This is a genomic window from Paenibacillus aceris, assembly GCF_017874035.1.
Lineage (GTDB): Bacteria > Bacillota > Bacilli > Paenibacillales > NBRC-103111 > Paenibacillus_E > Paenibacillus_E aceris.
In genome coordinates this window covers 113,333-128,346 of sequence record NZ_JAGGKV010000001.1, presented here as the reverse complement: position 1 = coordinate 128,346, position 15,014 = coordinate 113,333, and the positions used below count along the sequence as shown (strand labels likewise).

Below are 15,014 nucleotides of genomic sequence, written 5' to 3'. Positions count from 1 at the left end.
GCTCGAACAAAATAAGGACCTAGCCGCAGGCTAGGTTTTTTATTTGTACTGGAAAGGTCATGTTCATTACAAAAGGACATTTATGTGCTCGTTTATGTAAATTAAAGGTTTATTTTAGATAATGATCAGTGGAATTCAAGATTTTGATGATGAGTTTGGGTTTTGATGATTTCATGTTTGTAAGGGTTTTCATATGATGAGCGTAATTGCTTTTGCGCTTGTCTGCACAATTGCAGAAGAGCGCCATGATAAAGAAGAGGTGATGTTTGTTTGAAAAAGGTGTCAAGAGTATGTTCGAAGCGGATGATCAGCATGATGCTCGCAGCCGCTCTAACTTTCGCGGGACTGCCTGCAGGTTACTCCAAAGCAGATGCGGTTGGTGCGGCGGGCGGGACGCCAGGTGGTGTGGATGCTAACTTACTGAAATTGTGGCTGAAAGCGGATCCAACCAGCGTGATCCTTAACGGGAATGGCGAAGTTACGGCATGGAGAGACAGCAGTCCGCAAGGTAATGATTTCATCAATGACGGCACGGTTGGAGACAAGAGCCCGAGGACGAAGCCGAAGTATGTTCCATCCAATCCGCTGCTTAATTACCAGCCTACGGTGCAATTCATCCGTTCAGGCAACGGTAGTCTTTTATTGGACAAGGACGGATTGTTTGATCAGAATGAATCGGTTAAACGTGCGAGTGTTTATGTGATGACGGGCGGGTTATCGGTATCGAATCAGACGTCACAAATTTTTTATGAAAATTTACAAGGGACCGGAAAGTTCGGGGCGTATATCCCGTTCTTTTCCAGTACCTCGCAAGTTCTATGGGATTCGGGAGCAGTCACATCCGGTAATCCGCGACTCACGACAGGGTATCAAGTTCCTCCACTTCAATTCAACAGTTGGGGTTTTCAATATGAATCGCAGCCGGCAGTTTCGAGTGCTGTGTATCAAGCTATTACGTTAGATGGACAAACGATAGCCAAATCAACGCAGACTCGCCTCGCTATGACTGGAAACGGGAGCAGTCCGATGTCCCTCGGTTCGGCCTTCGCCGGGGGATCCGGTTACGATGGACAAATCGGTGAGATGATCGTGTTCGGCAATGCGCTTACCGAGATGCAGCAAAATCAAGTGCAGACGTACATGGCCCTCAAGTTTGGAACGCCGTTGAAAGGGAAGGAGTATATGTCGGCTGGCCCATCCTCCCAGATCGTATGGCCAGCGGCGGCAAATGCGGCATATAGCAATAACATAGCGGGAATCGTGCGGGATATTGAAGGGGCGTTGGCTCAGGACACAAGCCGAAGCAGTGAAGGACAAACATCATCGCAGGTCATCATTAGCGCTAAACAAGCTTTGTCCGATAAGCAGTACCTTCTTTGGGGAGACAACGGAAGCACCGCTTCATCAGTGCCTTACGGAGCGGGCTTCAAGCAGTTGTCACGGATATGGAAGGTCCAGAATACCGGCAATGTCGGGATCGTGCAAGTCGCTTTCCCGGAGGGGATGCTCCCGTTAGGCGGATTGCTGTTAACGAGCAGAAGCGGCGAATTCAGCGATGCGGTTCCTCACCCTTTGACCAAGGTGGAGCTGCATGGGGGAGTTTACTATGCAGCCGATGCTGAGCTGGCAGACGGATCCTTTTTCACCTTTGCGGAGAAAATGCCTGCCGTCCAACTATCCGCTCTCGAAGCTTGGGTGGGCAGTCAAAAACTGGAGATGAATACACCCTTCGCGCCTTCCCAGATAAACGGGTATGAAGTGATAGTCCCGCAGGAAGCAGGTCCTATTCGGTTAGAGATGCAGGCAGGCGCCAATATTACAGCGACAGTGACCTTGATGAATAACGAGGGCTTGAATCAACCGGTGAGCGATGTTACCAGGATGACTCTGGCGCCAGGCATGAATAAAATCATGATCCGGCTATCGAGCGGCGATTCAACTAATACCTATACGCTGCAAGCCTACCGGTTATCGCCCAAAGGAACGAACGGTCAAATCCCGTTGAACGCAACGACCGTTACCGCCAGCTCCTATCAGCCAAACACGACCAATATTCCCGCCAATGTGGTGGACGGTATATGGAACAACGATGTCCGTTGGTCGGCTTCGGGACAAGGAGAGTGGCTGCAGTTCGATTTGGGGCAGCCTGAGCAGGTTACCTATTTGAATATTGCTTTTCTAAGTGCGGTCGACCGTCAAACCAGCTTTGAAATTGTAGGTTCGAATCAAGCGGATTTCCAGAATTCGACGGTGCTGCTGCCCAAACGGAAAAGCCGGGTCCTCAAGGCCGGCGATGACATCATGCAGCCCTATGTGATGAGCAGTTCAGCAGCTGTTCGTTATTTACGGCTGGTGGGATATGGAAACACAGCTTCGGGCAGCTCGGGCAGCTGGAATAGCATTACGGAAGTTGAGCTTTATACGGGTACACCCCCTGTAGTGGAGGAACCGGCTGAGCCGAGTGGCCCCCCGCAGGCAGGCGATAAAGCGGTGGACCCGCTTCCACCTGTTCAGGTGGTGAAGGTCAGCTCCGCGGGTGAATTACAGGCTGCTCTGGATCATGCCGCTAAAGGAACGACGATCGAACTGCAAAATGGAACGTACCAGCAAAAGGGCCCGTTCGTGATCAAGGATAAGACGGGTACGGACGCGCTTCCGATTCGGATTGCGGCTGCGGAACAAGGGAAGGCGGTTATCGCTGGCGACAGCTACATGCATATTGACAACTCCGACTACGTCGAAGTCGAGGGGCTTACGTTCCACTCGGGCGGAGGATCGGACCAAGGTGAAGATACACTGCGGAGCAGAGCGGTTCCGGAAGACAGGCTGGCTTTATTAAAGGGGCTGCATCCGGGTGTGGAACTGTACGATTCCAGCAATATCTCCATTATGCGCAATACATTTGCCTTGGATGAAACGGGTCAGAAATACCGTTTTACAAAGGTAGAAAGCGGCGTCAGTAAGATAATCTGGTGTGTCATTGGTGTGGAGAACAGCTGCCGTTATGGTGCCAATTATGACCCTAATGGAGCCGTTTACACGGGAGAAACGTCACATACGCCGAACTCAACGCTGCTGACGGATGGCGGGACTGACAGGCATTATATTCAAGTAGAGGGCACCAGCAGTCACAACCGGATCGCTTACAATGATATCGGACCGAAGACCGGCTTTGGCGCTGTGATGACGTATGACGGCAAGGACGCGGTTTCACAGTACGATATCATTGAATACAATCACTTTCATGACATCGGTCCACGAGTGAGCAATGGATTGGAAGCGATCCGCCTCGGACTTTCCGGACTATCTTTGGCGCCTGGCCATGTGACGATTCAATACAATTTGTTCGACGGACTAAACGGCGAGGATGAGATCGTTTCGGTGAAGAGCAGCGATAATATAATCCGGTACAACACCGTTCTTAATTCTTACGGAGGGATGGTTGCCCGGCACGGTCATCGCAACAGCTTTTACGGCAATTTCATCATCGCGGATGGCAAGAAGCCTGGAACGAGCGGCTTCCGCATTTATGGAAATGATCACAAGATTTATAATAATTACATGGAAGGGCTTACCGACGATGCCGTTCAGTTGGACGGCGGAACGGAAGACGCCGGGCCGGACGGAGGCACGAATCCGATTATCCGCTGGGGCACCGGTCCGGATGATTTCGCGGAACTGAAGAGCCTTTCGGCAGAGAGGCAGCAGGAGCTGCTGCGCGGGCATTGGAGGCAATATGATGTGCAGATTTTTAATAACACAATCGTCAACTTAAGTAATAAAGCCTCTGCGGTAAAAATCGCCCAACGCACGTTCCAGCCGGTGGGAACGCAGATTTCTAATAATGTTATTTTCAGCAACGCAGGGACAATATTCAATGAAACGAAAGATATTACATCCGCCGGGCGGCCGGCCTATGTCGGCAACATGGCCGATGGTCTCGCAGCCGTGGCCGCTAATGCGACCGTTGTGAGCGCCACGTACAAGGGTGATCTGAAGCTGATCCGGGGCAGCGACGGACTGATCCGTTTATCACCGCTTAGTCCAGCCGTCGATGCGGCTCAAGGTCCATACGTACCCTCGGACGATATGGATGGTCAAAGACGGACGCATACCGCCGACGCAGGTAGCGATGAGTACGATCCGGCCAATGATCTGGTGCATCGGCCGCTTACAGCTGCTGATGTCGGGCCTGCTGCCGGACGGAACAGCTCCGAAGAAGATGCGAAGCCGCTCTTAAGCAGCCTTCAGATCAGCCCGAATCTGGCACTCTCGCCAGCCTTCAATTCTGAAATCACCTATTACACAGCGATGGTCCCCATTGGCACAAATAGCTTGAAAATTACGCCTGTTTCCGTAAGTCAGGAAGCTTCCATTCAATTGAGCGTAGACGGAGCTGCGCCGCAAACTGTTCGCAGTGGCAGCGAGAGCGGAGCACTCGCCATTGCCGAAAGCGGTAGTGTTGTACTACTCGATGTATCGCTGCCTTCCGGTGTGCATCAAACGTATACCATTCTGGCACAGCGTCCACCTACAAGCCGTGTGTCTACATCGGATTCTTCATCCGGTTATACTCCGGCGCCTGCACCAATACCTGCGCCGAAGCCGAATCCGGAACCGAACATCCCGCTTCCTTCGAAACCGGCAGATCCGTCAACATCGGCACCGGTGCAGGAATCCTTTACAGATGTGCCGAATCATTGGGCATCGGAGGCCATTTCCCGTGCTGCTGCCAAAGGCATCGTAACCGGCTTCTCGGATGGCAGTTTCAAGCCTGACGAGCCAATGACGAGATTGCAATTCGCAGCCATGCTAGTACGTGCTCTGGGCTTGAAGGCTGAACCGCCTGCGCAAAATTTCGCCGATGAGGCGGATATTCCCCCATGGGCAGCGGGAGAACTGGGCGCAGCGCTGGAAGCGGGCATTCTCCAGGGGTATGAAGACCAGTCATTGCGGCCTAATAAACCCATTGACCGGGCGGAAATGGTTACGATGCTAATAAGGGCCTATTCCCATGAAGAGAGAATGCCATTCACAGCTTCGTTTAGCGATAGTCCCCAGATCCCAACTTGGGCATTGCCGGCAATTTCGCAAGCAGTTTCCTTGGGGCTTGTAAACGGCCGGGAGAAAGATGTTTTTGAGCCGTTCGCTGTAGCCACGAGGGCGGAAGCCGTAACGGTCATTATGCGTATGTTGGATCTTTAGCGTTTTTTGCTGATCCAATTCGCAATCGTAAATTTAAAGGCATATGTTATGCAGTAGGTTTGGCTTCCCGGCGTTCGGGGGCAGACCTGCTGCATTTAGTGCTTTATTCGTATAGATGAAAGGAGTTTGTAATGATGCAAAGTATTTGCCAAGAAAATAGAGAAAGTTGGGGGAGGTATCTGGATCTGAATGCGATTATCCGACAGGCAGATGCCACCCTAACGGCTCCAAATGTACATATTACCGATGCTAGCGCCCCGCAAAGCCCCGGAAGCGTGCATGATTATTATTCAAACGGAGATTATTGGTGGCCGAATCCGAATACGCCGGATGGACTGCCATACGTTCGCCGAGACGGAGAGAGCAATCCGGATAATTTCCATGCGCATCGGATCCTACTCAGACGGATGCGGTCCCGGGTCGCCTGTCTGGCTGCTGCCTATCGCATAACAGGAGAGAAGCAGTACGCAGCGAAGGCCGTGCAGCTGTTAGACGCTTTTTTCCTGAACGAGAACACGCGAATGAATCCGCATTTGCTCTATGCTCAGGCGGTTCCAGGTGTATGCGACGGACGGGGGATTGGCGTGATCGATACGCTGCACCTGATTGATGCGGCGGCAGCCGTTCATGTTCTGCAAAGTGAGCCTGCAACCATGACGGATACTCAAGTTCTACATGAGGTTTCATCATGGTTCTCGGAGTATTTGCAATGGATGAACGAGCATCCGCAAGGGGTGGAAGAAAGAAACGAACCAAACAATCACGGGATCTGCTGGTTCGTACAGGCTGCAGCGTTCGCACGGCTGACCGGTCATCATGCCTTGCTGGATTGGTGCAGAGAACAATACAAGAGCAGGCTGTTTGAAGAACAGATGGACACGGATGGCAGTTTTCCCCGGGAATTGTCACGTACGAAGCCGTATGCCTATTCGCTTTTCACCCTGGATAACCTCGTAACGCTTACTCATATTCTCTCTACGCCGAACGAGAATTTGTGGGAATTTCAGCTTTCGGACGGCAGAGGCCTAAGGAAGGGAATCGAATTTCTTTTGCCATATATGGAAAATAAACAAACATGGCCATATGGGCGTGATGTAGAATATGATGCGCATTGGCCTGCAGGAATGTCTTTCTTATTGCTTGCAGGGCTGGCTTACGGTTCTGAAAAGCTCCTTGCCCTGTGGCGCAAGCTCGATCAAAAACCGCAGGAAGCGGAAGTCCGGCGGAATATGGCGATCCGGCAACCGCTGCTCTGGATATAAGGCAGACGGATAGACGAGACGCATTCTTATATTTTCGTTATAATAAATGAAAGCAGTTACAACATGGCGATAAGGGGTTAGTACTAATGAAGTTTAATCGGATCCTGTTCAACAAACGCAGCGTAATGGTAACTTGGCTCACCTCCTATATTTCGGTGCTGCTCGTTCCGATTATCATTAGCGGAATTTTATATGCGGCTTCCTGGCATGTGGTTGAGTCGGAAGTGAATCGTGCCAACAATAACGCATTAAAGCAGATGGAAATGGCGATTGATAACAGCCTGGGCGGCATTGAGCGGTTGAGTCTGGAAATCTCCCTTAATAAACAGGTGAACGCTTTTATCAATACGGATCTGCCTCTTTCGGATAACGATTATTACGATTTAGTCACGATTTCCAATGACTTGCGGGTTTACCAGACAGCTAATGAGTTTATTGAACAAATCTATCTGTATTACAAAAATAGCGATACGGTCATATCTACGCGCAACCGGACGGACAGCCGACAGTTGTTTCAGATGTTGGACGGACAAAACCTTAAGGGCTACGAGGCGTGGAAGACGTTTTTGGATAAACGCTACATTCAGGAGTATACGCCGGTGACGATGACAGAGGATGGCAATCCGTATAAAGCCGTTCTGTTTGCCAAATCCGTTACTTTGGCGAATCGGGATCAGCCGGGAGCGGTGCTCCTCTTTGTCATGAAAGATTCCAAGCTGCTCGCCAATATCCCGCCGTCCGAAGCGACATCCGTTGCGGTGCTTGATAAAGAAAACCGACTGGTTGCCTCCAGCGGACTCGGGCAAAGTCCCGATTTTCTCACCTATGACAAGTTCTCTGGCGAAAACGGGCTTTTTTATGGGGATGTGGCGGGCAAGCAAGTTGCTGTATCGTACACGACATCGGCTAGGACAGGCTGGAAATACATGTCGATGATTCCCGCCGAGCGCTTTGATGACAAGATGAGATACATGAAAAGGCTGGTGTATGCCAGCATTTTGCTTAGCCTTCTTCTGGGAGGGGTAGTCACCTTCCTGTTCCTTCGCAAAAACTACAATCCGATTCATCTGCTCATTCGGAGTTTCTCGATGAAAGCAGGGATTTCGTTTGCAGAGGGAACGAATGAGTACGGCTTTTTGCAAGAGGCGCTCAACAATACATTCGCTGAGAAAGAGCAGGTTGACCGCCGCCTGCACCAGCACCGTGACGCGATCCGCTCGCATTTCCTGCAGGGGCTTCTTAAGGGGAACCTGGAGCAGGACATACCCGTGCACGAATCTCTCTCGGCTCACGATATACGTCTAGCTTCCCCTCATTTTGCCGTACTTTTGTTTCATATCGATCATTTTGGTAAATTTCAGGAAGATGTCACCGTGGATCCGCAGAAAGTGAAGTTGATGCAGTTCATTCTGATGAATGTGGTGGAAGAGGTGATCGGGAGCCATAACCAGGGCTTTACGACCGAAATTGACGATATGCAGGCATGTATTTTTAATTTTGGTGCAGAACAGGACCCGGAGGAGCTATGGCGAATTGCCGAGCAGACGAAATTGTTCCTCCTTGACCATTTCCATGTACATTTGACGGTGTCCCTCAGCGGTATCCATTCCGAGTTGTTCGGCATTGCCGAGGCGTATCAAGAAGCTCTGTCGGCGATGGCTTATCGTCTTGTCAAGGGGAGCGGAGCTATTATTCGTTACGACGAATTACCTAGTTCCGAGGCTGTCCGCCAAGCTGGAAATTATTATTATCCTTTGCATGTGGAGCAGCAATTGATTAATTTCGTCAAGACTGGCGATTATGAGAAATCAAGCTCGATTATTGAGCAAATTATTGATACCAACGTATCCAATGCCGTTTTGTCGGTGCCGCTGGGCAAATGCCTCATGTTCGATCTTGCTAGTACAATGCTGAAAACAATGAATGAAATCGGCTCGCAAGGCAATAAAAAGTCCTTCATGGAACAATTTAAACCTGTAGAACGGTTATCTGGATGTGAAACGATAAAAGAAATGAAAAGGGAGATTCTCGCGATTCTCGAACAGGTCTGCCTGTCCGTTCAAGCTGACCGCAAACAGGAGTATAGTCCGCTTGGCGAGCTGGTTAGTGCTTACGTTAAAGCCAACTATGCTGAAGAAAGTCTGAACATCTCGATGATCGGTGAGAAATTCGGGATCACCCCTTCCTATTTATCCAAACAATTTAAAGCACAAACCGGTGACGCACTGCTTGATTTCATAAGCCGGACACGTTTGGAGGAGGCAAAAAAGCTGCTGACCGAACAACCTCTCTCCATCATGGAGATTGCGCGAAGGGTCGGATATGCGGATATCAATACGTTTAACCGGACTTTCAAGAAGTTCGAGGGCATTACGCCAGGGAAATACAAAGAACTTAAATGAACTTTACGGATTGGTTAAAGTCGTGCAAGCTTGCTTGGGCGGCTTTTCATTTTTTGCATAGCTGTTTTGGATTCTGATTATTGCTTTTTTCGGATTTTAAAGAGTGATTTGCGGTTTTGACGATATTCAAAAAGGTGGTTTTCCATCCATACTAAAGCCATAGTGCTGTAGCGAAGAAGTTTGCACTAGATCATGATGAGGGGGATTTACATGAGGAAACATTCCAAAAGAAAGTCGATTAGCCTGGCTCTAAGCGTTGTGGCGGCATCAAGCCTGATCGTTGCATGTTCCAAAGTTCCTACGGGAAGTCCAAGCGAAACCGGAGCTGCGAAAACGACGGCAACGCCGATGGCAGCAGCAGGCCAATATCCCATTAGTACGCAAGAAACATTAACATCTTGGGAACAGATCGACACGAATCTGGCGTCTTTCGTTCCTAATCTGGCCGAGTCACCATTCGGTAAGCGCTTAGAAAGTGAAACCGGAGTTAAGGTCAAGTATACGCACCCTGCCGACGGTCAATCGAAGGATCAATTCAACCTGCTGATTGCTTCGAACAACTTACCAGATGTGATTGAATACAACTGGGGCGGCGGCGGATCGGCAGCGTATCCGGGTGGACCGGAGAAAGCCATCGCGGACAAGGTCATTCTTCCTTTAAACGATTTAATCGATAAAAGTGCGCCAAATTTAAAGAAACTGCTGCAGCAGGATAAAGAACTGGACAAAATGATCAAAACGGACAACGGTACTTACTACGCTTTTCCGATGATTCGTCCGGACAACGGCTTGGTTTTCCGGGGACCGATGATTCGCAAAGACTGGTTGGATGAATTGAATCTTCAGGTGCCTACAACGATCGATGAATGGTATACAGTCCTAAAGGCTTTCAAGGAGAAGAAAGGGGCAACCGCGCCATTTTCGGCTCAGTACAGCAATGAATTGAATATCCAAGATGCTTTCATTGGCGCCTTTAAAACAGCAAACCGCTTCTATATCGACGATCAGGGCAAAGTAAAATACGGGCCTACGGACCCTCAATTCAAGGATGCACTGAATTTACTCCACAAATGGTATGCCGAAGGCTTGCTGGATAAAGACTTCGCGCTTAACACGGATTCCAAGTCGCTGGATACGAAGTTAATGAGCGATGCCTCGGGTGCGACAGTTGGCTTGTTAAGCGGCGGTATGGGCAGATGGATGGATACAGGCAAGAAGAAAAATCCGAAATTCCAGTTGGTTGCCGCTCCATATCCTACTTTGAACAAAGGAGAACGCGCTTTCATCGGACAACGCGACTTCAAGTACAACCCGGCTGCTAGTAAAGCCGTTTCAGGGGATTCCAAGCATGCAGAGCTGGCAGTTAAGTGGATGGATTATGCGTATAGCGAGAAAGGCAGCTTACTCTTCAACTTCGGTATCGAAGGAGAGAGCTATACCATGCTTGATGGCGTACCTAAGTTTTCCGATAAAATTACGAAAGATCCGAAGTATAACTTGCAGCAAATGGTTTCCCAGTATACGAAACCTAACGGTCCGTTCCTAGGCGATAGTCGAAAAAGTTTCAATACGTTCAAAGAGCAGGATGAGGCGATCAAAATTTGGGAACAAACAGACGCCGCCAAGCATGTTATGCCGCTATTCTTGACGCCAACGGTCGAAGAAAGCAAAGAACTGGCCAAATTAAATACGGCCATTGCCAGCTATAAAGAAGAAATGTTCGTTAAATTTGTGATGGGCAAAGAGCCGATTGACAAGTTCGATGACTATGTGAAACGGATTAAAGAGATGGGAATCGACAAAGTAACTCAGATTTATCAGGGTGCACTTGATCGATACAATAAGCGATAATTAGTCTACGGCGAATCTGGCGGGGGAGAGGACGATCCGTTCCGACCTTCCGCAGAGCCCCGTGGCTGGAGAGGGTGATACTATGAGCACCATGATTACCAAAACGAAGTCGATTACAACCCTTGGAGAAAAACGGAAATTCCGTTTTGGGATATTGCTGGATATCCGCAAAAATAAACTGCTTTACGTCATGCTGCTTCCGGTTCTGCTGTATTATGTTGTGTTTCACTATGCGCCCATGTACGGTGCCGTGATTGCATTCAAGGATTTCTCACCAAGACTCGGTATATGGGGGAGCGATTGGGTCGGGTTTGAGCATTTTCGCGAATTTTTTACAGGCCCTTATTTCTGGCGAACGATTAAGAATACGGTTCTGATCAGCTTCTACCAGCTGTTATTCGGATTCCCGGCGCCTATCGTCCTGGCGCTTCTGCTGAACGAATTGAAGCATGCTTTGTTTAAAAGAACGGTGCAGACCGTGACCTACATGCCGCACTTTATTTCGTTGATTGTCATTTGCGGGATTCTGAAAGACTTCACGTCCAGTGAAGGCGTCATTAACGACATCATCGCATTCTTCGGCGGGGAGCGGTTGACCTTTCTGCTCGAACCCAGTTTGTTCCGCACCGTCTATGTCTCATCCGGCATCTGGCAAAATATCGGTTGGGGGACGATCATTTTTCTAGCGGCTTTAACCGGGATCGATCAAGAGCAGTACGAGGCAGCCAAAATCGACGGCGCAGGCCGTTGGAAACAGATGACACACGTTACGCTGCCGGGGCTTATGCCAACTATCGTTATTCTGCTTATTCTCGATATCGGGCGGATGATGAATGTTGGGTTCGAGAAAATCATTTTGCTTTACAATCCGGGCACATTTGAAACGGCTGACGTTATTTCCTCCTATGTGTATCGTGTGGGTCTGCAAGATTTCAATTATAGCTTCAGTTCTGCGGTGGGCTTGTTTAACTCGGTCATCAATTTTGTCCTGCTCATTTCTTCCAACTGGCTGAGCCGCAAATATAACGATACAAGCTTGTGGTAAAGGAGAGAGAGAGTTATCATGCTGAACAAGGCAAGCTTTTCAGAGAGATGCTTCGATTATATCAATACGATACTGATGGTCCTGTTGATGATCTTTACCATATATCCTCTAATTTATGTGGTGTTTGCTTCAGTCAGTGACGCAGGAAGCTTGATGGGGCATAAAGGCATATTATGGCGGCCCATCGGCTTCTCGCTTGATGCCTATACGAATGTATTTCGCAATCCGATGATTTTAAAAGGCTATGGAAACACACTGTTTGTCGTCCTAATCGGCTTGGCAATTAATATTACTCTGACCGCATTCGGAGCTTATGCGCTCTCGCGTAAGAGCTTACAGTATCGCAAGCCGCTCATGCTCTTCATCATCTTTACCATGTTCTTTAGCGGAGGGTTGATTCCGCTCTACTTGACGGTCAAAGGGGTAGGGTTAATTGACTCCCTATGGTCGCTTATTATTCCGCAGGCCATTAATACGTTTAACTTGATTCTGATGAAGACGGCATTCGAAGCCATCCCCGATGCGCTGGAGGAGTCGGCCAAAATGGACGGGGCGAACGATTTCGTGATTCTATTCCGCATTGTACTGCCGCTCTCGATGCCTGTAATCGCCGTAATGCTGCTGTATTATGGCGTGAGCCATTGGAATTCCTGGTTCAATGCGATGATATTTCTGCAGGAACGTTCGCTCTACCCGCTGCAATTGGTACTGCGTGAAATACTGCTGCAAGGAGAAGCCAACGCCAATTCTGGCGTTTCCGACGGCGATGCTGCCATGCTTGCCGCTACGTTGAAGTATGCAACGATTATCGTCGCTACGGTTCCGATTTTGTTCGTGTATCCATTTTTGCAGAAATATTTTGTCAAAGGAGCTCTTATCGGAGCCATCAAAGGATAGGGGAGGAAAATTGGCGTGAATGAAAGCAGCAGCTTGGCGGTTCGTCTTGATATGGATTGGGAACGTTTCTTGGCAGCTAATGATATGGAGTGGGTAGTCAAGCCCGTTAGCTGGGATGAAGGGGCATTCCTCGGCAACGGTTTGCTCGGTTCGATGGTGTACGGGGAGGAACATGCGAGTAAACGGCATGTGCTTCGCATGGTGACCGGGCGCACCGATGTGACGGCAAGCCGGATGGACAGAGCCGGATTCCCACCACGTGTTCCGGTCGGTGAGCTGGATCTGGAATTGGAAGGGAAGATCTATCATCCAACGCATATGCGAATCAGCTTGTGGAACGCTGAACTGCAGGCTACGCTAACGACAACGAGCGGGGAGGTCAAGCTTCGTTCGCTGGTACACAGTCTCTATCCGGTGATAGCCGTAGAGATCGAGACAACAACAGGTGAAAGCGGAGCCCGCTGTGCGTGGTATGCCTATCCGGAAGTCGATCCTGTGCTGAAAAACGCGGACGGCTTGAATTTGAATCAATATATTCCGGTTACTGATGTGGAACAAACGGAAGGAGAGGACGGCATTCGCGTTTGTACGCAGAAGTATTCGGTCGAAGACGGCTGCGTAACCGCCTGGAAGGAAGTGCAAGTGTCGCCGAATCGCCGAATTTGCTGGCTGTCCGTTGCCCGTGGGCATGGTGAATCGGCAAAGGCCGAAGCTGTAAAGGCGGTAGCTCAAGCTTCGGCTGCGAATTTTGAAGAATGGGTGCAAGCTCACAGAGCATGGTGGCATCGGTATTACCGTCAAAGCTTCGTCTCGCTGCCGGATGGCCGTTTGGAAAGCTTTTACTGGATCCAGATGTACAAACTGGCATCGGCTACGAGAGCGGACAGCCCACTGATCGATAATCAAGGGCCTTGGCTCACGTCTACACCTTGGCCTGGTGTCTGGTTCAATATGAACGTACAAATGAGTTATTCGCCGGTTTATACGGCCAATCGCTTGGAAATTGGCGAATCACTTGTTCGTTCGTTGTCTGAGAACAGGGATAATCTGATTCTGAACGTACCCGAAGATTGTCGGCACGATTCTGCCGGATTAGGGCGCAGCTGCAGCTTCGATCTATCGGCCAAAGTGGAGGACGAGGTTGGGAATTTAACGTGGATCTGTCATAACGTTTGGCGGCATTACCGATATGCGATGGACGATGCCATGCTGGGAGACGTTTTGTTTCCGATATTAAAGCGGAGTGTGAGCTATTATATGCATCTCCTGGAAGAGGGAAATGACGAATTGTTGCATCTGCCTCCGACGATTTCTCCGGAGTATGGCTCGTTCATGCGGACTACAGTCCCGGATTGCCATTATGATCTGTCTCTGCTGCGCTGGGGATGCGAGACATTGCTTGCGATTTGCGGAAGACTGGCGGCTCCCGATCCGCTCATCCCGAAGTGGGAAGACATACTGGCGAGGTTGGCTCCGCTGCCCGTCGACGAGACGGGCTTTATGATTGGACGCGATATGCCGCTTGCCTACGGGCACCGACATTTCAGTCACCTGCTGGCGATTTTTCCGCTGCATCTTATTGGCGGAGAAACGGAGGAGGAGCGGGCATTAATCGCAACTTCCCTGCGTCATTGGTTGGCGAAAGAAGGCGACCTGCGCGGTTTTAGTATGACGGGTAGTGCTTCGATTGCGGCTGTTCTCGGTTGGGGAGATGAGGCGCTGCGGCTGCTCCAGTCGCTTCTGCTTATCATCAAGCCGAATACGATGTACAAGGAAGCGGGACCGGTGATCGAGACGCCGCTGGCCGGTGCGGAATCGATTCATGATATGCTGCTTCAGAGCTGGGGCGGCAAGCTGCGTGTGTTTCCGGCAGTGCCCAAGGCGTGGACGGAGCTGGCGTATCATGATCTGCGGGCGGAAGGCGCCTTCCTGGTCAGCGCTGTCCGCAAAGATACAGCCACGCAGTGGATCAGAGTGAAGAGTTTGGCTGGAGAGCCTTGTCTGATCAAAACGGGATGGAGCGGACGCATCCGTTGGAACATCATCGACGCCCACGGCGAGGTACGCGTGCACGGCGAAGAGGACATAGACGATGAAATATTACTTGATATGAATATAGGCGAAGAAGTCGTTCTCTATCCAGGCGATGGGTTACCGGATTTGCGTATCTGCCCTGTAGAAGGAGCGGGTAAGGTAGCACGATATTATGGGGGACACAAGCCTTGGCGGCTTTACGGATTTCATTCAGACCAAGTGTGATGCAGGTTATAAAGAGGAGCTTGCAAATCGGCAGAGCTCCTCTTTACGAGTAGATAAGTAAGTATAAGTTTATACTTTAGCTTCGCATCTACC

Annotated in this window: 7 protein-coding genes; all 7 read left to right on the top strand. The window is 49.9% G+C overall.

Translation table 11 applies throughout. From position 1 onward, the window contains the following. The first annotated feature begins 279 nt into the window (after positions 1–279). Positions 280–5,205 carry an S-layer homology domain-containing protein gene (locus J2Z65_RS00560; RefSeq protein WP_338111660.1) on the top strand — a complete coding sequence of 1,642 codons (4,926 nt, stop codon included), beginning with the start codon at positions 280–282 and terminating at the stop codon, positions 5,203–5,205. A gap of 131 nt (positions 5,206–5,336) precedes the next feature. Further along, positions 5,337–6,467: an alginate lyase family protein gene (locus J2Z65_RS00555; protein WP_240159634.1), complete on the top strand. Its 1,131-nt coding sequence runs from the start codon at positions 5,337–5,339 to the stop codon at positions 6,465–6,467. 86 nt (positions 6,468–6,553) lie between these two features. Next, complete coding sequence (locus J2Z65_RS00550; protein WP_167056602.1) at positions 6,554–8,869, top strand: helix-turn-helix domain-containing protein; 2,316 nt, start codon at positions 6,554–6,556, stop codon at positions 8,867–8,869. Between the two features lie 210 nt (positions 8,870–9,079). Then, positions 9,080–10,720, top strand: coding sequence for an extracellular solute-binding protein (locus tag J2Z65_RS00545; protein WP_167056605.1), 1,641 nt, complete (start codon positions 9,080–9,082; stop codon positions 10,718–10,720). 82 nt (positions 10,721–10,802) lie between these two features. Further along, positions 10,803–11,765 carry an ABC transporter permease gene (locus J2Z65_RS00540; RefSeq protein ID WP_420850786.1) on the top strand — a complete coding sequence of 321 codons (963 nt, stop codon included), beginning with the start codon at positions 10,803–10,805 and terminating at the stop codon, positions 11,763–11,765. Between the two features lie 18 nt (positions 11,766–11,783). Further along, a complete protein-coding gene (locus tag J2Z65_RS00535; protein ID WP_193580872.1) occupies positions 11,784–12,662 on the top strand; it encodes a carbohydrate ABC transporter permease in 879 nt (292 codons plus the stop codon). A gap of 15 nt (positions 12,663–12,677) precedes the next feature. Next, positions 12,678–14,921, top strand: a complete 2,244-nt coding sequence (locus tag J2Z65_RS00530) for a glycosyl hydrolase family 95 catalytic domain-containing protein (RefSeq protein ID WP_338111653.1) — start codon at positions 12,678–12,680, stop codon at positions 14,919–14,921. Positions 14,922–15,014 lie beyond the last annotated feature (93 nt).